General features: G+C 71.2%; 18 protein-coding genes. 8 read left to right on the top strand and 10 right to left on the bottom strand.

From position 1 onward, the window contains the following. Positions 1-4: 4 nt before the first annotated feature. The 4 genes from ACIQBL_RS18475 to ACIQBL_RS18490 form a co-directional block, all read right to left on the bottom strand. Positions 5-712, bottom strand: a complete 708-nt coding sequence (locus tag ACIQBL_RS18475) for a GntR family transcriptional regulator (RefSeq protein ID WP_401942831.1) — start codon at positions 710-712, stop codon at positions 5-7. Further along, positions 709-1,263 carry a cysteine hydrolase family protein gene (locus ACIQBL_RS18480; RefSeq protein ID WP_401942834.1) on the bottom strand — a complete coding sequence of 185 codons (555 nt, stop codon included), beginning with the start codon at positions 1,261-1,263 and terminating at the stop codon, positions 709-711. The genes ACIQBL_RS18475 and ACIQBL_RS18480 overlap by 4 nt, the downstream gene beginning before the upstream one ends. Continuing rightward, complete coding sequence (locus ACIQBL_RS18485; RefSeq protein ID WP_401942837.1) at positions 1,260-2,750, bottom strand: purine-cytosine permease family protein; 1,491 nt, start codon at positions 2,748-2,750, stop codon at positions 1,260-1,262. The genes ACIQBL_RS18480 and ACIQBL_RS18485 overlap by 4 nt, the downstream gene beginning before the upstream one ends. Positions 2,751-2,828: 78 nt before the next feature. Further along, positions 2,829-3,614 carry a DUF899 family protein gene (locus tag ACIQBL_RS18490; RefSeq protein WP_401942839.1) on the bottom strand — a complete coding sequence of 262 codons (786 nt, stop codon included), beginning with the start codon at positions 3,612-3,614 and terminating at the stop codon, positions 2,829-2,831. A 317-nt stretch (positions 3,615-3,931) separates the two neighbouring features. On the opposite strand from ACIQBL_RS18490, the gene ACIQBL_RS18495 reads away from it, so the two are divergent. The 4 genes from ACIQBL_RS18495 to ACIQBL_RS18510 all read left to right on the top strand — a co-directional run bounded on the left by ACIQBL_RS18495 (position 3,932) and on the right by ACIQBL_RS18510 (position 10,501). Beyond that, positions 3,932-4,711, top strand: a complete 780-nt coding sequence (locus ACIQBL_RS18495) for a polysaccharide deacetylase family protein (RefSeq protein ID WP_401942842.1) — start codon at positions 3,932-3,934, stop codon at positions 4,709-4,711. A 194-nt stretch (positions 4,712-4,905) separates the two neighbouring features. Beyond that, positions 4,906-5,565, top strand: a complete 660-nt coding sequence (locus ACIQBL_RS18500; protein WP_401942845.1) for a YceI family protein — start codon at positions 4,906-4,908, stop codon at positions 5,563-5,565. 280 nt (positions 5,566-5,845) lie between these two features. After that, positions 5,846-8,737, top strand: coding sequence for an AAA family ATPase (locus ACIQBL_RS18505; RefSeq protein ID WP_401942847.1), 2,892 nt, complete (start codon positions 5,846-5,848; stop codon positions 8,735-8,737). A gap of 141 nt (positions 8,738-8,878) precedes the next feature. Next, positions 8,879-10,501 carry a protease pro-enzyme activation domain-containing protein gene (locus tag ACIQBL_RS18510; protein ID WP_401942850.1) on the top strand — a complete coding sequence of 541 codons (1,623 nt, stop codon included), beginning with the start codon at positions 8,879-8,881 and terminating at the stop codon, positions 10,499-10,501. Between the two features lie 89 nt (positions 10,502-10,590). On the opposite strand, the gene paaE is transcribed toward ACIQBL_RS18510, so the two are convergent. The 6 genes from paaE to ACIQBL_RS18540 all read right to left on the bottom strand — a co-directional run bounded on the left by paaE (position 10,591) and on the right by ACIQBL_RS18540 (position 14,944). Beyond that, positions 10,591-11,694 carry a 1,2-phenylacetyl-CoA epoxidase subunit PaaE gene (gene paaE, locus ACIQBL_RS18515; RefSeq protein ID WP_401942852.1) on the bottom strand — a complete coding sequence of 368 codons (1,104 nt, stop codon included), beginning with the start codon at positions 11,692-11,694 and terminating at the stop codon, positions 10,591-10,593. Between the two features lie 211 nt (positions 11,695-11,905). Further along, positions 11,906-12,412 (bottom strand): 1,2-phenylacetyl-CoA epoxidase subunit PaaD, encoded by a 507-nt coding sequence (gene paaD / locus ACIQBL_RS18520; RefSeq protein ID WP_401942855.1) that lies wholly within the window; start codon positions 12,410-12,412, stop codon positions 11,906-11,908. Next, positions 12,406-13,266: a 1,2-phenylacetyl-CoA epoxidase subunit PaaC gene (gene paaC / locus ACIQBL_RS18525; protein ID WP_401942858.1), complete on the bottom strand. Its 861-nt coding sequence runs from the start codon at positions 13,264-13,266 to the stop codon at positions 12,406-12,408. Before paaC ends, paaD begins: the two co-directional genes overlap by 7 nt. A gap of 9 nt (positions 13,267-13,275) precedes the next feature. Further along, entirely contained in the window at positions 13,276-13,560 is a 285-nt protein-coding gene (gene paaB / locus ACIQBL_RS18530) for a 1,2-phenylacetyl-CoA epoxidase subunit PaaB (RefSeq protein ID WP_401942861.1), read from the bottom strand. Then, entirely contained in the window at positions 13,557-14,576 is a 1,020-nt protein-coding gene (gene paaA, locus ACIQBL_RS18535; protein WP_401942863.1) for a 1,2-phenylacetyl-CoA epoxidase subunit PaaA, read from the bottom strand. Before paaA ends, paaB begins: the two co-directional genes overlap by 4 nt. A 191-nt stretch (positions 14,577-14,767) precedes the next feature. Beyond that, positions 14,768-14,944 (bottom strand): hypothetical protein, encoded by a 177-nt coding sequence (locus ACIQBL_RS18540; protein ID WP_401942866.1) that lies wholly within the window; start codon positions 14,942-14,944, stop codon positions 14,768-14,770. Between the two features lie 85 nt (positions 14,945-15,029). Between ACIQBL_RS18540 and paaI the strand changes: the two genes are divergently transcribed. From paaI to ACIQBL_RS18560, 4 genes are all read left to right on the top strand, one after another. Continuing rightward, entirely contained in the window at positions 15,030-15,476 is a 447-nt protein-coding gene (gene paaI / locus ACIQBL_RS18545; RefSeq protein WP_401942869.1) for a hydroxyphenylacetyl-CoA thioesterase PaaI, read from the top strand. Continuing rightward, entirely contained in the window at positions 15,473-16,828 is a 1,356-nt protein-coding gene (gene paaK / locus ACIQBL_RS18550) for a phenylacetate--CoA ligase PaaK (RefSeq protein WP_401942872.1), read from the top strand. The genes paaI and paaK overlap by 4 nt, the downstream gene beginning before the upstream one ends. A 52-nt stretch (positions 16,829-16,880) precedes the next feature. Beyond that, a complete protein-coding gene (locus ACIQBL_RS18555) occupies positions 16,881-17,537 on the top strand; it encodes a TetR/AcrR family transcriptional regulator (protein WP_401942874.1) in 657 nt (218 codons plus the stop codon). Positions 17,538-17,648: 111 nt separating this feature from the next. Further along, the gene (locus ACIQBL_RS18560) at positions 17,649-18,554 is read left to right on the top strand and encodes an SAM-dependent methyltransferase (RefSeq protein ID WP_401942877.1); all 906 of its coding nucleotides are present in this window, start codon (positions 17,649-17,651) and stop codon (positions 18,552-18,554) included. The last annotated feature ends 185 nt before the right edge of the window (positions 18,555-18,739 follow it).

Here is an 18,739-nt window from a genome sequence, read left to right on the forward strand (position 1 = left end):
GGGGTCAGCCGAAGTCGAGGGTCAGCTGGAAGTGGTCGGGGTCGAGGAGGCTCACGACATGTTCGACGAAGGAACCGTCGGCGGCCCGGCTGGTCCGCCGCGTGTCGAGGAACCAGTCACCCGGTTCACGGCGCAGCAGTTCGGCCTCCCGGCCGTCGATCCGCCGCCCGCTCACCCGCTGTTCGCCGTGGTCCGGCCGCAGTCCGGCCCGCAGCATCACGTCGGTGAGCGACTCCTGGCGCAGTCCGCGTGACGGCAGGTCCCGCACTCCGGGCACGGGCGGCAGGAAGCTGCGTTCGTACGACACGACGACCGCGTCCGCCACCAGTTCCCGTATCCGCTCCACGCACACGAACTCGGCTGTCTTCAGGGTGAGTTGACGAGCGAGTTCCTCGTCCCGCCTGGCGTCCACCGCGAGGGTCCGCACCCGGGTGTCGATGCCCTGGATGGACAGTGCGTGGGCCCAGCCGAGGTGGTCGTCCAGGGGGCGGCCGTCGAAGAGGACGTAGGAGCCCTTGCCGGTGCGGGTGGCGATCAGGCCCGCCTCGCTGAGTTCGGCGAGGGCCGCGCGGACGGTCGTACGGCTGACGCCGAAGCGTTGGGCGAGGGCGTGTTCGCCGGGCAGTTGGTCGCCGGCGGGGCGGTGGCCGCTGCGGATCTCCTTGGCGAGGACCTCGGTGATCCGCTGGTGTTTGAGGCGGACGCCGGTCACGTTGCCTCCCCGACCGCCTCGGCGACCGTGACCACCCGGATCAGGGGCCGGTACAGGTCCATGACGTGCAGCGCCTTGGCGTGGGAGTCGTCGTCCACTCCGGCGCAGGCGTCGGAGACGACGAGTACCTCGACTCCGCTGTCGGCGGCGGCGAGTGCCGTGGAGAGGACGCAGCAGTCGGTGCTGACGCCGGCGAGGACGAGCGTGCCGGTGGGGGCGACGCGGTCGGCGAGTTCCGGGGTCCACTTGCCGAAGGTGGGCGCGTCCACCAAGTGCCGTGCCCGCGAGGCGAATTCGTCGGTCAGCTGCCAGAGCGGGGCGTCCGGCGGCTGGAGGGCGAAGGGCCATTGGTCGTAGTAGGCACGCCAGGCGCCGGTGGGCTTCTCCGGCGCCACGAAGCGGGTGAACGTGACGTGTTCGTCGAAGGCCGGCAGCAGTCGTCGTACGCCTGCCGCCGCCTCCGCGAAGCGCGGGGTGGCCCAGGGGCTGTCGGGTTCGGCGAAGACGCGCTGCATGTCGATGACGGCGAGGTGGCCGGGAGCGGTGGTCATACGGCGGCCACCGCCTCCGGGCTCGCGGCCTCGGCTTCCTGCCGCTGGACGCGGGCGCGGCCCAGGGCGAGCGTGCCGAGGAAGCCGAGGGCGAGGGCGGCCAGGACGCCGAGGTTGGCGTAGGCCCAGGAGCCGGACTTGCCACCGAGGCCGAGCGGGTCGAGCAGATAGCCCTGCCACGTCAGCCAGCTGGCGGCCGTGTTGGTGACCAGGCCCCAGCCGATCGCGGTGGCGGCGAGGGTGAGGAGGAGCGGGGTGAGCGCCACGTCGCCGTAGCGGCCGTTCGGGCGGAAGAGGTCGACGTCGTCGTAGTCGCGGCGGCGCAGGGCGAGGTCGGCGAGCATGATGCCGCACCAGGCGGCGATGGGGACGCCGAGGGTGGTGAGGAAGCCCATGAACTGGCCGAGGAAGTTGTCGGCGAAGAACACGATGTAGACGGAGCCCGCGATCATCAGGACGCCGTCGACGAGCGCGGCGAGGTAACGCGGCACCCGAAGTCCCGCCGAGAGGAGGGCCAGGCCGGAGGAGTAGATGTCGAGGACCGCGCCGCCGACCAGGCCGAGGACCGCCACCACGGCGAACGGGACGAGGAACCAGGTGGGCAGGATCGACGTCAGCGCGCCGATCGGGTCGGCGGCGACCGCCTTGTTGAGCGAGCTGGAGGAACCGGCGAGCAGCAGGCCGAAGACCAGCAGGAGCAGCGGGGCGACGGAGGCGCCGAAGGTGGTCCAGCCGATCACGCCTCTGCCGGACGAACTCCGGGGCAGATAACGGGAGTAGTCGGCGGCGGCGTTGACCCAGCCGAGGCCGAAGCCGGTCATCATGAACACCAGCGCGCCGATGAACTCCTGGGCGGAGCCCGCCGGTACGGCGCTGACCGTGCTCCAGTGGATGTGGTCGGCGACGAGGGCGATGTAGACGACGGTGAGCACGCCGGTGACCACGGTGATGACCGTCTGGAGCCGCATGATCAGGTCGAAGCCCATCACTCCGCCCACCACGATCAGCGCACCGACCACGATCAGCGCGACCACCTTGGTCTCGGTGCCGCCGCCCCAGCCGAGTCTGCCGAGGACGGTCGCGGTGGCCATCGTCGCGAGGGCGGTGAGCACGGTCTCCCAACCGACGGTCAGCACCCAGGAGATGACCGACGGCAGCCGGTTGCCGCGCACGCCGTAGGCGGCGCGGCTGAGCACCATCGTCGGCGCGGAGCCGCGCTTGCCGGCGACCGCGATGAAGCCGCAGAGCAGGAAGGAGAAGACGATGCCGATCACGCCCGCGACGAGCGCCTGCCAGAACGAGATCCCGAAACCGAGCGCGAAGGCACCGTAACTCAACCCGAGAATGGAGACATTCGCCCCGAACCAGGGCCAGAACAAGGTACTTGGGGTGCCTTTGCGTTCGGCGTCGCCGATCACGTCGAGACCGTGTGTCTCGACCTGGAGCTGCCGGGACTGAACTGTCTGGGATGTCTGGGGATCCGTCATCGTCGACCTACCTGTCTAGACGTGTTCAGTCGAGGCTAGGTCGGGGCGTGGCGGCCGTCAAGGGGAGATAAAGGCGCGTCAGTGGTGGTGACCGTGCCGGCCCAGGGTCTCCACGGGGGTCGCGCCGGGGCGGGTCCACTGCGGGACGGGGCGGCTGGTCGGGCCCCAGGTGGCCGCGCCGCCGGCGTCCGAGCGCCAGTACCAGCAGGCCGGGCGGCTCTCGGGCAGATACCCCTCGGGGTTGTCCTCCCACTCCTCGCCGCGGCCGTAGGGCGTCATGTCGAGCAGACCGAGGGAGCCGTTGACCACTTCGTTGCCCCGGCCCGTCGTGGAGTAGGTGAGGAACAGGCGGTCGCCCTCGCGCAGGAAGGAGACGAGGTGCCCCATTCCGCCGCCGATCGGCGCGGCCACGCCCCGCACCGAGTACCAGGGCTGGGTGTAGCCCATGAACGCGACGTAGGGAGCCACCTCGGTCCACGGGCCCGTGGTCAGGACGGCACAGGAGACGCCCCGGGCGTTGAGGTAGACGGCGTCCCGCAGGTGCCAGGCCGTGGTGGTGCAGCCCTCGCACTGTCCCTGGTGGGGTGCGCCGTCGTGCCACATGTGCTGGTAGACCACGAGTTCGTCGCGCCCCTGGAACAGGTCGAGGAACGGGACCGGCCCGTCGGCGCCGGTGACCTTCACCGTCCCGTCGAGTTCGACCCTCGGCAGCCGTCGCCGGGCCGCGGCGATCGCGTCGCCCTCACGGGTGTGCGCCTTCTCCCGGAGCAGCAGCTCCGCGCGCGCCGCCTCCCAGGTGGCCAGGTCCACGACCGGTGGCTTGCCGGGGAAGTCGCCGCTCGCGGTGCCGGGCGTGGTCGTCATGGTGCCCTCCGTGGTGTCTCGTACCGGTCGGTGTCGTACGACGTCCTGTCGACGTTCTACGACGGTCACCAGGACAGACTCGCGGCGCGACCGGAACTCATCGTCCAACTGGTGGGCCTGTGCCCTCTGTTGCGCACCCGCTTCCGCGGCCGTCTCGCGCCGCGGCAGCGCAACCTCTCGGGCGCCCGCTCGTTGTGCACGCGTCTCGGAACTCCCGCGAATTTGTCCGTGATCGGTAACAGGCGGATCCTTTCGCACCTTCACACCGTCCTGACGAGTGCACGGAACCGAACAACAGGACAAGGAACAGGGCTGACATGGCGCGGCACAGCGGGCGGGGTTGGTACGGCCGGGTACTCATGGCGGCGGTCGGTGTGACCGCGGTGGCGACCGCCACCTCGGTGTGGACCGCGCAGGCCGGTGTCGTCGACAAGCAGGGTGCCGCGGGTTCCGCGCGTCCCTCCGCCTCCCATGCGGCCCCCGCCCGGGCCGCCGTGTCGGAGGAGATCGTGCACGCCTCCGACAAGGGCGCGCGGGGCGTCAACATCACCATCGACGACGGACCGGACCCGACCTGGACGCCGGAGGTGCTCCAAGTCCTGCGGGAGAACGGCGTGAAGGCCACCTTCTGCATGGTGGGCACGCAGGCCGAGGCCCACCCGGACCTGGTCAAGGCGGTGGTGGCGGCCGGGCACCGGCTGTGCGACCACACGGTCTCGCACGACACCACGATGGACAAGAAGTCCGAGGCCTACCAGTCACAGGAGATCCTGAACGCCGAGAGCATGATCACCAAGGCGTCCGGGGGTGTCCGGCCGCAGTACTACCGGGCGCCGGGCGGCGCCTTCACTCCGTACAGCCGGCACCTCGCCGCCTCGCGGGGGATGCGTCCACTGGGCTGGAACGTCGACTCCAAGGACTTCGAACGCCCCGGCACCGCCGCCATCATCACCACGGTCAAGAGCGAACTGCCCAACGGGCCGACCATCCTGTTCCACGACGCCGGCGGCGACCGCTCCGAGACCGTGGCCGCGCTGCGCGAGATCCTGCCGTGGCTGAAGCAGCAGGGATATTCGTTCGGGTTCCCGGTGCGTTGAACGGCGTACCGAACCGCGTGTTGAACGGTTCGCCGAATTGACGGTCTCCGTTTTTCGGGTGACGAATATGTGTGGGAAATGTGGCAACGGTCCGCGAGGTGACGGTATTTAAGCGTGTCAATGCCGATTCGCGCCGCTGCCGGTTCCCGGCGAAGGCTTGCGGCGATATCGGCCGTGCAGTAACTACGTGACACATGAACCTGTTCAACCGTGCTGCGCCCCTCCGCCGCCCGGCACCCCCCGCCGCTCCGCGACGCCCCGCCGCCCCACCGGCTTCCACCTCCTCCGGCCTGCCCGATCCCGCCCTGGCGGCGCTGACCGGAGAGTGGATGATCGACCCCGCGCACAGCCGGATCGGCTTCTCCGTCCGGCACGCCATGGTGACGACCGTGCGCGGGTCCTTCGCCGAATACAAAAGCCGGCTCTACTTCGACGGCCGCAACCCCGCCCGTTCCCAGGCCGAGATCGTGGTGTCCACCGGAAGCGTCGACACCGGTGTGGAACAACGCGACGCGCACTTGGTCGGACGTGACTTCCTGGACTCCGCGAACTTCCCGCGCATGCGGTTCGCCAGCACCGCGGTGCAATTCGCCGGCAACGATGTCTACCGCATGCTCGGCGACCTCACGATCAAGGACACGACCCGTCCCGTCGTCCTGGAACTCACCTACATCGGCCATGTCACCGACCCGTTCGGCTACGAGCGCGCGGGCTTCGACGGGACCACCACCATCGACCGCTCCGACTGGGGTCTGACCTACAACTCCCGGCTGGCCGAGGGCGGGGCGATGGTGAGCGAGAAGGTGCGTCTCCAGTTCGACATCGCCGCGATCCGTACGCTGCCGACCGCCTGACGGAACGTTTACCCGCCCGGACGCCGTGTCGCCGTGCGCCTGATCATCAGATCGGCTCCGTGATCAGTCATCGGTCTCTCCCTTCCCTCGGAGCCGGCATCGCACCCCCTGCCGGGTGACGTCGAACGCGCGGGGCTCGTCCGCCGCTCCGGACCGTGATTGACAAGGGATTCCACAACGGTTGTCATGAACACATGCCGAGATATGTGGGGACCTGCCGTACTCACCGAGCCAACCGCCCTGCCCTCGGCACCGCCTGCGCCCCGTCACTGAACACACCGTGGAAGTACGGTCATTGACCGGGCGCCGCGAGCTGCTCGACGCCACCCGGGCCGAGTTGACGAACCGTCACGGAGTACTGCTCCACGGTCCCGCCGGGATCGGCAAGTCCGTGCTGGTGGCCGCCCTCGTGGCGTCCTCGGGTGCCCATCTCCGGGTGTCCGGAACGGTGTTGCACTGCTCGCCCGCCGAGGGGGACACCCGGCTCCCGTTCGCCGGTCTCGTCGACCTGTTCGCGCGGGTACCGGAGAGCCGCCTGGCAGCCTTGGCGCCCGAACCCCAAGTGGCTTTGCGGGCAGCCCTGTTGCGCGGCAAAGAGCCGGGCGGTGATCGGGATCGGCTCGCGCTCCGCGTCGCCGTTCTCGACGTGCTGCGCGCCCTCGCCGCCACCGGCCCCGTGCTGCTCGTCCTCGACGGCCTCCAGTGGCTCGACGAGCCGACGGCTGAGGTGCTCGCCTTCGTCGTACGGCGTGTCGAAGGCCTGGACGTACGGGTCGTGGCCGCCGAGCGGGTGGCCGAGGGCGAGCAGCCCCAACGGCCGCGCTGCTGCCCGCCGGACACCGTCGAACTTCCCGTACCGCCCCTCACCGACGACGAGGTGGCGCAGCTTCTGCCCACCGACCTGCCACCGGCGGTCCTCCGGGCCGTCCAGGACACCGCCGCCGGAAACCCTTGGTACGCACTGGAGTTGGGGCGGACGGCCCCGAGCGACGCGGCTGCCCTTGGCCTCGGCCGCACGCTGCCCGTACCCCGCAGGCTGCGCACCCTGCTCCTGGACCAGGTGCGTTCGCTGCCGGATTCAACGCGCCTCACCCTCCTCGTCGCGAGCGCCGCCGCCCGTCCCACTCTCACCGTGCTGCGCGACGCGGGGTTCCACGATCCCGCCGCCGACCTCGCGGAGGCCGAACGGCTCGGTGTCGCCGCGGCCGACGCCGACGGGGCCGTACGTTTCCGGCATCCGCTGATCCGGGCCGCCGTGTACGCCGACGCTTCGGAGCACGGTCGCAGGCAAGCGCACGCCCTGCTGGCCGACGCGGTCACCGAGCCGGTGGAGCGGGCCCGGCATCTCGCGCTCGCCCGCCCGTACGAGGACGAGACGACGGCCCGCACGTTGATGTCCGCGGCCGAGTCCGCCCGGCGCGACGGATCGCCCGACGCCGCCTTCGAACTGGCCGGGCTCGCGGCCCGGCGTACTCCCGGCGACCGTTTCGCCGAGCGCGCGGACCGGTTGCTGGCGGCGGCCGAATACGCGTGTGACGCCGGGCAGTTGGAGGAGGCGGGCCAGGCGGCCGAGACCGTGCTCGCCGGGTCGGGGTCCGCACGGCAGCGGGTACGGGCGCGGCTGGTCCTGCTGCGCAACGCCGGGCAGGCGTTGAAGGGGGCGCACGCCCTGATCGAGGAAGGGCTCCGGGATGCCGACGGCGACCCGCAGTCCGAGGCGTGGTTGCACCACTGGGCAGCCGTACGGGGCCTGCTGTGCGGGGAGTTGGAGGACGCGGCCCGGCATGCCCGGCGCGCCGCACGGCAGGCGGCCGTGGCCGGTGACACCGACACCCGGATCGGGGCGCTCGCCACACTGGCCCGGGTGCGCTCGCTGGGCGGCGAACCGGTCGCCGCCGACGTCGCGTTGGAGGAGGCCCTCGCGCTCACCGGTGGCGCCGACGCGGGGCCGGAGAGCTGGGGGCTGATCCGGATGCGGGCGATCCTCGCCCTCGACTCCGACAAGGTCACCGAGGCCCAGGAAAGGGTCGCTCAACTCCTCACGGAGATCGGGGAGTTCGCCGGGGTCGAGGAGGTCATGGCGACCCTGGTGGCGCTCACCCGTATCCAGGTGCGCGCCGGGCACTGCCGGGAGGCGCTGAACACCGCCGCCCGCTGCACACGTGCCGTGGCCGAGACCGGCGTACAGGCCGCTCCGGCGCTGTACGCCGCCGCGCTCGCGGCGACGGCCGGGGGCAGTGCCGACGAGGCCCGGCGCCTGGCCGAGCAGGCGGTGCGGGCCTCGGAGGCGGACGGCGACCGGCTGTTCCTGCTGCGGGCGCTGGCGGTGCTGGGGCAGGCCGAGTTGCTCGTCGGCGACCCGCGTGGGGCCGCGTCCGCGGTCGAGGCGCTGCAACGCGTGAAGGAACTCGGTGCGGCCATGTCCGCCGCCGATCCGCCCCTGCTGCACTGGTACAGCGACCTGGCCGAGGCCCTGGTCGTGCTGGGTGAGACGGACGCGGCCGGGGCCGTGATCGACGAGGCCCGCGCACGGGTGTCCGGCGACGCGCCCGGCAGCGTACTGGCGGCCCTGGAACGGGCGGAGGGACTGCGCGAGGCCGGGCTCGGCCGGGCGAAGGAGGGGGCGGTACGGCTGCGGGCCGCCGTGGAGCGGCTGCGGCAACTCCCGTTGCCCGTGGACCTGGTACGCACCCTGATCGCTCTCGGCGCCGTCGAACGGCGTGCGCGGCACCGGAACGCGGCACGGACCGCTCTCGGTGAGGCGCTGGAGACGGCGACGCGTATCGGTGCCGTTCCGCTGGCGGCGCGGGCCGGGGACGAACTGGCCCGTCTGGAGGCCGGCGACCGGGACGGTGAGGGGCGGCCCGAACTCACGCCCACGGAAGCGCGGGTCGCGGAACTGGTCGGCGGCGGGGCCACCAACCGGGAGGTCGCGGCGGAGCTGTTCATCAGCGTCAAGACGGTCGAGGGCACCTTGTCGCGGGTCTACCGCAAGGTCGGTGTCCGCTCGCGCACCGCGCTCGCCCACGCGATGGCGGTCGCCGTCATCGCCTCCGGCGCGGCGACCGTGAGCGTCGGCGACGACGACCAACAGCAGCCCGCCACACAGCCCGTGACGATCAGTCAGCCGGGCCGCGTCCGTACGCCCCGCGCGCTCGGCAACCGTCGCTGACCTGTCATCCGCGGTTCATGTGACATCCGCAGTTAACACACAACGCAAGGGTTCCCCCGCTTATGCGGGTGGGGCTGATGTTCCTACGGTGAAGCCGTTCCGCTTCCGGGACAGCAACCCCCCACTCCTCGGAGGACCTCAGTGACGTCACGCCTGAAACTGGTCGGTCTGATCGCCGTACCGGCTCTGCTCGCCGCCGCCGTCCCCAGCGCCTACGCCGCCGCCCAGCCGCACACAACTCGCGCCGCCATCGCGGGAGATGTCCTCAAGGGCCTGAACCACGACGCGTCCCGCACCGGCGCCGTCGCCGCCGGCAAGCGCATATCGGTGGCCATCAGCCTGACGCCCAGAAACGCCAAGGCGCTCGACACGTTCATCGTCAACGTCAGCAATCCGCGGTCGAGTTCCTACGGCCACTATCTGACGAAGGCTCAGTTCGCTGCCCGGTACGGCCGTACCGACGCCGAGGTCAAGCAGGTGAAGGCGTTCCTGCGCGCCCAGGGGCTCACCGTCGGCAAGGTCCACTCGGGGAACCTGCTGGTCGACGCCAGCGGTACCGCCGCCCAGTTGGAGAAGGCGTTCGGCACCAAGCTGTCGACGTGGAAGGACGCCAGGTCGGGCCGCTCCTTCTACGCCAACGAGACCGCGCCGACCCTGCCGACCGCCATCGCCGGCCTCGTCAGCGACGTCACCGGCCTCAACAACCGCGCCCAGCTGCACCACCAGGCGACCCACACCGTCGCTCCGCGCAACGGCCCCGGCGGCGGCTACACCCCGGCGCAGCTCAAGGGCGGCTACAACGTCTCCGGTACGTACACCGGCAGCGGCCAGAAGATCGCGCTGCTGGAGTTCGACGGCTTCGCGCAGTCCAACATCACCAAGTACGACACCAACTACAGCCTGGGCTCGCCCACCCCGACCGTCTCGAAGGTGGACGGCGGTTCCGGCGCGCTCGGTGACGGCCAGGTCGAGGTCGAGCTGGACATCGAGGTGCTGCACGCGATCGCCCCCAAGGCGAACGTCACCGTCTTCGAGGGTCCCAACTCCGACGCGGGTGAGGTCGACACCTACCAGGCCATCGTCGACAGCGGCATCCCGACCACGTCGATCAGCTGGGGTGCCTCCGAGAGCCAGCGCACCACCTCCAACATCAACGCCGTGGACGCCGTCTTCAAGGCGGGCGCGGCCGAGGGCCTCGGCTTCTACGCGGCCTCCGGCGACAACGGCTCGGACGACGCGGGCGACGGCACGACCACCGTCGACTACCCGGCGAGCGACCCGTACGTCACCGGTGTCGGCGGCACCAAGCTGACCGTCACCTCCGCCAACGCCTTCAGCAAGGAGGTGGCCTGGTCCGGCGGTGGCGGCGGCAAGTCCTCCGTCTTCAAGATCCCCAGCTGGCAGACCGCGGTGCAGAAGAGCGCCGGCGGCGGCTACCGCCAGGTCCCGGACGTCTCGGCGCACGCCAACCCCAGCCCCGGCGTCTCCATCTACTCGCAGGGTTCCTGGACCTCGGTCGGCGGCACCAGCGCCGCCGCGCCCGAGTGGGCGGCCTTCGGCGCGCTCTACAACCAGCAGGCCGCGGCGGCCGGCAAGGCCAACCTCGGCTTCGCCAACCCCGCGCTCTACGCGGCGAGCGGCACCGGCTTCCACGACATCACCAGTGGCAGCAACGGCGCCTACTCCGCCGCCACCGGCTGGGACTTCACCACCGGCTGGGGCTCGTACAACGCGGCGACCCTGGCGACCAAGCTGCTCGGCTGACCGCCGGTAGCCGACTTGGCTGATGTGAAGAGCGGGCCGGGTTCCCTCCCGGCCCGCTCTTCACATCAGTCGAAAAGCCATGCCCTGCCTCAACTGTCGTAGTCGACGGCGAGCGTGTCGGAGACGGGGAAGGTCTGGCAGGTGAGGACGTAACCGGCGTCGACCTCCGCGGGTTCGAGGGCGTAGTTGCGGCGCATGTCCACCGTGCCGTCGGTGACCAGCGCGCGACAGGTGCCGCAGACGCCGCCCTTGCAGGCGAAGGGCAGGTCGGGGCGGGTCTTCTGGGCGCCGTCGAGGATCGAACCGCCCTTGGGCAGCGCGGAGTTGGTGGTGCGGCCGTCGAGCGTGACGCTCACCTGGCTGACGGGGCCGTCATAGACCTTGTCGATGTGCTCGTTGGTCCGTACGGGCTCGTCGTCGGCGTAGAACAGCTCCTGGTGGACGCGTTCGGCGGGGACGCCGAGGCCGGCGAGGACCTGTTGGGCGTCGCGGATCATGCCGTGCGGGCCGCACAGCCACCAGTGGTCGGCGGTGTCCACGTCGACGAGGGCGTCGACGAGCGCCGTGAGCCGGTCGGCGTCGAGGCGGCCGGAGAGGATCTCCGCCTCGCGCGGTTCGCGGGACAGGATGTGCGCGAGCTGGAACCGGCCGGGGTGCAGGTCCTTCAGGTCGGCGAGGTCGTCGGCGAACATCACGGTGTCGCTGCGCCGGTTGCCGTAGAAGAGCGTGACGCGGGAGCGGGGGTCGGCGGCGAGGACGGATTCCGCGATGGACAGCATCGGGGTGATGCCGGAGCCGGCGGCGATCAGGACGTGGTGGCCGGGGCGGGTCAGGTCCGGGGTGAAGGCACCGGTGGGGGCCATCACCTCGACGGTGTCCCCGGGGCGTACGTCGTTGACCAGCCAGGAGGAGAACAGGCCGCCGGGGACGACCCGTACGCCGATCCGGGGGCGCGCGCCCGCCGGGGAGCAGATGGAGTACGAGCGGCGCTCGTCGCGTCCCTCGACCTCGCGGCGGAGGGTGAGCGACTGGCCGGGCCGGTACGCGAACTCCGCGGCGAGGTGGTCGGGGACGTCGAAGCCGATGGCGGCGGCGTCCTCGCACAGCGGCTCGACGGCGGCGACCCGCAGGGCGTGGAAGACCGGGCGCCGGCGCGCCGGGCGGGCGGGGGTGGTCGGGGCCGGGGCGGTCACTGGTCCACCGTCCTTTTCGCGGGCGGGAGGTGGAGGCTCACCAGGGGTGGGAGGTGGGGGCTCGCCACGGACGGGGGCTGGAGGCCCGCCACGGACGGGAGGTGAGGGCTCAGGACGGGCCGGAACTGAGGGCTCGCCATGAGCGGGGGCTGAGGACTCACCACGGGCCGGAGCTGAGGACTCACCACGGGCGGCAGGTGCGGGCTCGCCATCAGATCTCCTTGACGTACTCGAACGGCTCACGGCAGGCGCGGCACCGCCACAGGGCTTTGCAGGAGGTCCCGCCGAAGTGCGAGGTCTCCTCGGTGTCCGCCGATCCGCAGCGGGGGCAGGGCACCGTGCGGCGGGTCGGCGACAGGGTGAGGACCAGCGGACCGCGGGGGGCTGCGCCCGGCGGTGCGATGCCGTGTTCGGTGAGCTTGGCGCGGCCCGCCGGGGTGATCCAGTCGCTGCTCCAGGACGGGGTCAGGACCGTACGGATCTCCACGCGCGCGTACCCGGCGTCCGTGAGCCGGGCGGCCACCTCGGCGCGCATCTCGGCCATGGCGGGACAGCCGGAGTAGGTGGGCGTCAGGCTCGCGACAACCGTGCCGTCCTCGCTCACCTCGACGTCACGCAGGACGCCGAGGTCGGCCAGCGTGAGCATCGGCATCTCGGGATCGGGCACCTGCGCGGCGATGTGCCGGGCGCGTCGCGCGTCGAGCAGGGTGGTCACCATGTCGCCTCCGGGTGGGCGCGGGCCACGCTCTGGAGTTCGGCCAGCAGCGGGGCCAGGTGTTCGGTGCGGTCGCCGGCGCGGCCGTGTCCGGGAACCGGTGCCACCTCGGGCAGCACGAGCCCGGCGGCGTCGGTGACCTGGCGGAGCACGGCCAGTACTTCGTCCCTCAACTCCCCCGCGTCCCCGAAGAGTTCGCCCCCGTCCCCCGCGAAGAGCTCGTCCACGTACGGCGCGACGGCGGCCAGCGCGTCCCGCATCCGCCGCTGCGACTCCTCGGTCCCGTCGCCCAGCCGGACGACCCACTCGGCGGCGTACTGGCGGTGGTACGCCAGCTCCTTGACGCCCTTGGCGGCGATGGCGGCCAGTACCGGGTCCGGTGTGCCGACGGCGATCCGATCGAAGAGGGCCAGCCGCCAGGAGGACAGCACCAGCAGCCGGGTGACGGAGAACGCGAAGTCGCCGTTGGGGAGTTCGGCCAGCCGTACGTTGCGGAAGTCGTCGGCGTCGCGGAAGTAGGCGTAGGCGTCCTCGCCGCGTCCCGTGCCGTCGACCTGACCGGCACGGGCGTAGAGCAGGCGGGTCTGGCCGAGCAGGTCGAGCCCGATGTTGGCGAGCGCGACCTCCTCCTCCAACTCCGGTGCGGCCGTGCACCATTGGGCCAGCCGCTGCGCGCTGACGAGCGCGTCGTCGCCAAGTGCCAGGCAGTACGCGGCCAGTTGAGCGGTGTCGGTCCCCTCCGGAACGGTCTGGTCGACGCCGTGCAGCGGGTTCTCGAAGCCGGTGCCGAACGCCCAGCGGGCATCGCTGTCGTCGTGCCCCTCGGCCAGGGACAGATAGACGTGGTCGTCGCTCATTCCCTGCTCCTAGATGTGGGGGACGTCGTCGGGGATGTCGTAGAACGTGGGGTGGCGGTAGACCTTGTCGGCGCTCGGCGCGAAGAACGGGTCCTTCTCGTCGCGGGTCGAGGCGGCGATGTACTCCGAGCGCACGACCCAGATGGACACGCCCTCGTTGCGCCGCGTGTAGAGGTCGCGGGCGTGGGTGAGCGCCATGGCGTCGTCGGCGGCGTGCAGCGAGCCGACGTGGACATGGTTCAGGCCGCGCTTTCCGCGGACGAACACCTCGTACAGGGGCCAGTCCTGCGTCATGCCGCCGCTCCTTCGGTGTTCTGTGCGCGGGCGGACCGGGCGGACTTCTGTGTCCGGGCGGCCTGCTTCGCCGCGTGGGCGGTGGCCGCCTCCCGGACCCAGGCGCCCTCCTCGTGGGCGGCCCGGCGACGGGAGATCCGCTCCGCGTTGCGCGGTCCGTCACCGCGGATCACACGCTGCAACTCGGACCAGTCGGGGGTGCCGAAGTCGTGGTGGCCGCGCTCCTCGTTCCAGCTCAACTCCGGGTCGGGGAGGGTGACTTGGAGCTTCTCCGCCTGCGGGACCGTCATGTCGACGAAGCGCTGACGCAGTTCGTCGTTGCTGTGCCGCTTGATCTTCCAGGCCATGGAACGCGCCGAGTTGGGCGAGTCGTCGTCGGGCGGCCCGAACATCATCAGCGACGGCCACCACCAACGGTCCACGGCGTCCTGGACCATGGCCCGCTGGGCGTCCGTGCCGCGCATCATCGTGAGCAGCAACTCGTAGCCCTGGCGCTGGTGGAAGGACTCCTCCTTGCACACCCGCACCATGGCCCGCGCGTACGGCCCGTACGAGCACCGGCACAGCGGCACCTGGTTGCAGATCGCCGCGCCGTCCACGAACCAGCCGATCACACCGACGTCGGCGAAGGTCGGTGTCGGGTAGTTGAAGATCGACGAGTACTTCTGCCGACCCGAGATCAGCGCATCGGTCAGCTCCGCGCGGTCCGCGCCCAGGGTCTCGGCGGCCGAGTACAGATACAACCCGTGTCCGGCCTCGTCCTGCACCTTCGCGAAGAGGATCGCCTTGCGGCGCAGGGAGGGGGCGCGGGTGATCCAGTCGCCCTCCGGCTGCATCCCGATGATCTCCGAGTGGGCGTGCTGCGCGATCTGCCGGATCAGCGTCTTGCGATAGCCGTCGGGCATCCAGTCGCGGGGCTCGATCCGCTGGTCCTTGGCGATCGTGGCGTCGAACTGCTCCGAGAGCCGCGTTTCGTCCCAGCCGGCGGCTGACGCCTCCGTGCCTGTGCTGGTCATCGACACACCACCTTCCCTACCGACCATTCGTTCGGTACCCAGTCTGATGGGTTTCCCCCGGCGAGGCAAGACCTGCCGGGCGAAGGGCCACTCAGCACCCCGCGAACGACGGCTCCGCCCGCACGGGAAAGGCCTCTACGGGGACCCCGTGGGCCCGCGTCGCGCCGAGCCGCTCCTGCACCGCCGCCGTCCTATACGCCCCGGTGCGCCAGCCCCCACCGCCACGCCCCCTCGGCGCCGAAACGATCACCGCGCAGCCCCAGCTCGGCGGCCCGCGAAGGACCGACCGCCCGCGCGAGCGCCGGCGAGGCGCGCCGACGCGAGCAGAAGTCGGGCAGCTCGGAGCCGGTCCGAGGCGCGCGTTCCACCTCTTGACAGGCAGGGGTGTCGCTGGATTACTTGGCCGTGCCGCACGCTAACCGAATGTTCGGTCGGTCCACAAGGTGGTGGAAGATGACGCAGGCCACTGACACGGCTTCGAGCGGCACGGCCTCCGGTCCGGCGGAGCGGATGTTCGCCTCGGACGAGGCGTCCCGGGCCCTCGGCATCGAACTCGTCGAGCACGGCGACGGGACCGCCGTCCTCCGTATGACCGTGACCCCGGCCATGGTCAACGGACACGGGACCGCCCACGGCGGCTGTCTGTTCCTGCTCGCCGACTCCGCCTTCGCCTGTGCCTGCAACAGCCGCGGCCCGGTGACCGTGGCCGCCGCGGCGGACATCGACTTCGTCGCCCCGGCGCACGAGGGCGACGTCCTGGTCGCGACCGCGACGGAGCGCACCCGGTTCGGCCGCAGCGGCATCTACGACGTGACCGTGCAGCGCGGCGACCAGGTGATCGCGGAGTTCCGGGGCCGCAGCCGCAGTCTGAGCAGCGCGAGGACGAAGGAGTCCCCATGAGCAGCGATCCGGCGGCACCACCGGCCTCGGCACCCGTGGGTCCGCGTCTGGGGGAACCGCTCCCCGACGGGTTGCTGGACGCCGCCGAGCGCCTCACCCGCGAGGAACTGCGCGAGCACCAACTCGGCCTGCTCCAGGCCACCTTGCGGCACGCCTACGACAACGTGGAGCTGTACCGCCGCAAGTTCGACGCGGCCGGTGTCGAGCCCGGTGACTGTCACACCCTGGAGGACCTGGCCCGGTTCCCCTTCACCACCAAGGCCGACCTGCGCGACACGTACCCCTTCGGCATGTTCGCCGTCCCCATGGACCAGGTCCGCCGTATCCACGCCTCCAGCGGCACCACCGGCCGCCCCACAGTCGTCGGCTACACAGAGAACGACATTTCCATGTGGGCCGACGTGGTGGCCCGCTCGATCCGCGCGGCCGGCGGCCGCCCCGGGCACAAGATCCATGTGTCGTACGGCTATGGGCTGTTCACCGGTGGTCTGGGCGCCCACTATGGTGCCGAGCGCGCGGGCTGCACCGTGATCCCCGCCTCCGGCGGCATGACCGCGCGCCAGGTGCAGATCATCACGGACTTCAAGCCCGAGATCATCATGGTCACCCCGTCCTACCTGCTCACCCTCCTCGACGAGTTCGAGCGCCAGGGCGTCGACCCGCGCACCAGCTCCCTCAAGGTGGGCATCTTCGGCGCCGAGCCGTGGACGGAGGAGATGCGCCGTGAGATCGAGGAGCGCGTGGACATCCACGCCGTCGACATCTACGGCCTGTCGGAGGTGATCGGCCCCGGCGTGGCGCAGGAGTGCGTGGAGACCAAGGACGGCCTCCACGTGTGGGAGGACCACTTCTACCCGGAAGTCGTCGACCCGCACACCGACGAGGTGCTCCCCGACGGAGACAGCGGTGAACTGGTCTTCACCTCCCTCACCAAGGAGGCCCTGCCGATCATCCGCTACCGCACCCGTGACCTGACCCGCCTGCTGCCCGGCACCGCCCGCCCGGCCTTCCGGCGTATCGAGAAGATCACCGGCCGCTGCGACGACATGATCATCCTGCGCGGGGTGAACGTCTTCCCCAGCCAGATCGAGGAGATCCTGCTGCGCACCCCCGCCGTCGCCCCGCACTTCACGATCCAGCTGAGCCGGCGCGGCCGGATGGACCACATGACGGTCCGTGCCGAGGCCCGCCCCGGCGCCACTTCCGAGCAGCGGGAGGCCGCCGCGACGGCGATCGGCAAGGGCGTCAAGGACGGCGTGGGCGTGACCGTGACGGTGGAGATCGTCGATCCGGAGACCCTGGAGCGCTCGGTGGGGAAGATCCGCCGGGTCGAGGATCTGCGGGAGCGGTGACATCCGAGGCCGTCCCGACCGGTGTGGTCCCCCACCTTGTCACCATGGCCCGGTGACCAGGACACCTGTGCAGAGCCCGGCCGGCCGCCACGGCCGTCCCGCCTACGACCGCGCCTCGCTGCTGGAGATCGCCGTCGTGGACTTCAACGAACGCGGCTACGACGGCACCGGCATGGAGGAACCGGCCAGGCGCCCGGGCCTCAGCAAGTCGAGCATCTACCACCATGTGTCCGGCAAGGAGGAACTCCTCGAACTCGCGGTCAACCGCGCCCTGGACGCCCTGGACGCCCTGTTCGCCGTGCTCGACGAGGAGGAGAAGCGGACCCGGGACCCGGACGGCGGGTCCCCGGAGACCACCGCGACCGCCCGGATGCAGCGCGTCGTCCACCGCGGCGTCGAGGTGCTCGCCGCCGAACTGCCCTACGTCACGCTGCTGTTGCGGCTCCACGGCAACAGCGAGGTCGAGCAGCGGGCACTCGCCCGGCGCCGTGAATTCGACCACCGGGTCGCCGAGTTGATGACCCGGGCGGCGGCCGAGGGCGGCAAACGGGCGGACATCGACCCGCATCTCGCGAGCCGGCTGCTGTTCGGCACCGTCAACTCCCTCGTGGAGTGGTACCGCCCGGACCGCGGCCTGACCGTGGAGACGCCGGCCGACGCCCTGACGACCATCCTCTTCGACGGCCTGCACGGACGCGCGGCGCGCTGAGAGGCACGACCTGCCCAACTCCCCTCTCCCACAAGCCACATGACCCACCCGAGTACGGTGATCGACAGCTCGGCCGGATCCCCGATTCCCGGTCGGCGCGATGGAGTTGCCATGACGACCCACCCCCAGCCGTCACCGCGGATCGACACCGGCAAGGCACATCCGGCGCGGGTCTACGACTGGCTGCTCGGCGGCAAGGACAACTACCCGGTCGACGAGGCCGTCGGAGAGCGGCTGCCGCCCGAGGCGAGGGACGCGGCCCGGCAGAACCGCGAGTTCATGCACCGCGCGGCGACCTGGCTCGCCGGCCTGGGCATCGACCAGTTCCTGGACATCGGCACGGGCATCCCCACCGAGCCCAACCTGCACCGGATCGTCCAGAAGGCGGTGCCGACGGCGAAGGTCGTCTACGCCGACAACGACCCGATCGTCCTGCGGCACGCCGAGGCACTGCTGGTCAGCCACCCCGACGGGGTCACCGACTACATCCAGGCCGATGTGCGCCGGCCGGAGCACATCGTCGAACACGCCCGCCACGTCCTGGACTTCACCCGCCCGATCGCCCTCTCGCTGATCGCCCTCATGCACTTCATCCCCGACGAGCAGGACGCCCACGGCATCGTCCGCGACCTCGTCGCCACCCTGCCGCCCGGCAGCTACCTGGTGCTGTCGCACGCCGCGTCCGACCTCTACCCCGAACTCGCCGAACAGGTCACCGCCCAGTACGCCAAGGGCGGCATCACACTCGGCTTCCGCACCCGCGAGGAGGTGGAACGCTTCTTCGCCGGCCTCGACCTGGCGGAGCCCGGCCTGGTGACGGCCACGGAGTGGCACCCCCCGACGCCGGACGACGCCCTGGAGGGCAGCGGGATCTACGCGGGGTTGGCACGGGTCCGCCGAGCCCGGATCAGCCCGCGCGAACCGACGGATCGCCGGGGCTCCTCGTCCCCGCCGTCCACCATCCGCGCCGCGACGGCACAGGCCGGCCTACAGCGCACGTCCGACCCCGAGGACTGACGGGACCTTTCCCTCCGGCGACGAACAGCGGTGCGGGGTGCGCGAGTTCGCCGTAGCCGATCGCGTTCCGCTTCTCCGTGAGGCCCCGGCGTCTCTCAACTCCCTTGGCCAAAGGGGGCATTGGCACGCTCCGGCCACAGGAATCCCTTGAGCCCCTTCGTGCTCGGACCGCACGCTGGGCCGGA

This window comes from Streptomyces sp. NPDC088350, assembly GCF_044753545.1.
In the GTDB taxonomy this organism is placed as follows: domain Bacteria; phylum Actinomycetota; class Actinomycetes; order Streptomycetales; family Streptomycetaceae; genus Streptomyces.

Coding starts and splice junctions, on each gene's coding strand:
- ACIQBL_RS18480 (WP_401942834.1), bottom strand. CDS start 1,263: ATGACCACCGCTCCCGGCCACCTCGCCGTCATCGACATGCAGCGCGTC.
- ACIQBL_RS18485 (WP_401942837.1), bottom strand. CDS start 2,750: ATGACGGATCCCCAGACATCCCAGACAGTTCAGTCCCGGCAGCTCCAG.
- ACIQBL_RS18490 (WP_401942839.1), bottom strand. CDS start 3,614: ATGACGACCACGCCCGGCACCGCGAGCGGCGACTTCCCCGGCAAGCCA.
- ACIQBL_RS18495 (WP_401942842.1), top strand. CDS start 3,932: ATGGCGCGGCACAGCGGGCGGGGTTGGTACGGCCGGGTACTCATGGCG.
- ACIQBL_RS18500 (WP_401942845.1), top strand. CDS start 4,906: ATGAACCTGTTCAACCGTGCTGCGCCCCTCCGCCGCCCGGCACCCCCC.
- paaD (WP_401942855.1), bottom strand. CDS start 12,412: ATGGTGACCACCCTGCTCGACGCGCGACGCGCCCGGCACATCGCCGCG.
- paaC (WP_401942858.1), bottom strand. CDS start 13,266: ATGAGCGACGACCACGTCTATCTGTCCCTGGCCGAGGGGCACGACGAC.
- paaB (WP_401942861.1), bottom strand. CDS start 13,560: ATGACGCAGGACTGGCCCCTGTACGAGGTGTTCGTCCGCGGAAAGCGC.
- paaA (WP_401942863.1), bottom strand. CDS start 14,576: ATGACCAGCACAGGCACGGAGGCGTCAGCCGCCGGCTGGGACGAAACG.
- paaI (WP_401942869.1), top strand. CDS start 15,030: ATGACGCAGGCCACTGACACGGCTTCGAGCGGCACGGCCTCCGGTCCG.
- paaK (WP_401942872.1), top strand. CDS start 15,473: ATGAGCAGCGATCCGGCGGCACCACCGGCCTCGGCACCCGTGGGTCCG.
- ACIQBL_RS18560 (WP_401942877.1), top strand. CDS start 17,649: ATGACGACCCACCCCCAGCCGTCACCGCGGATCGACACCGGCAAGGCA.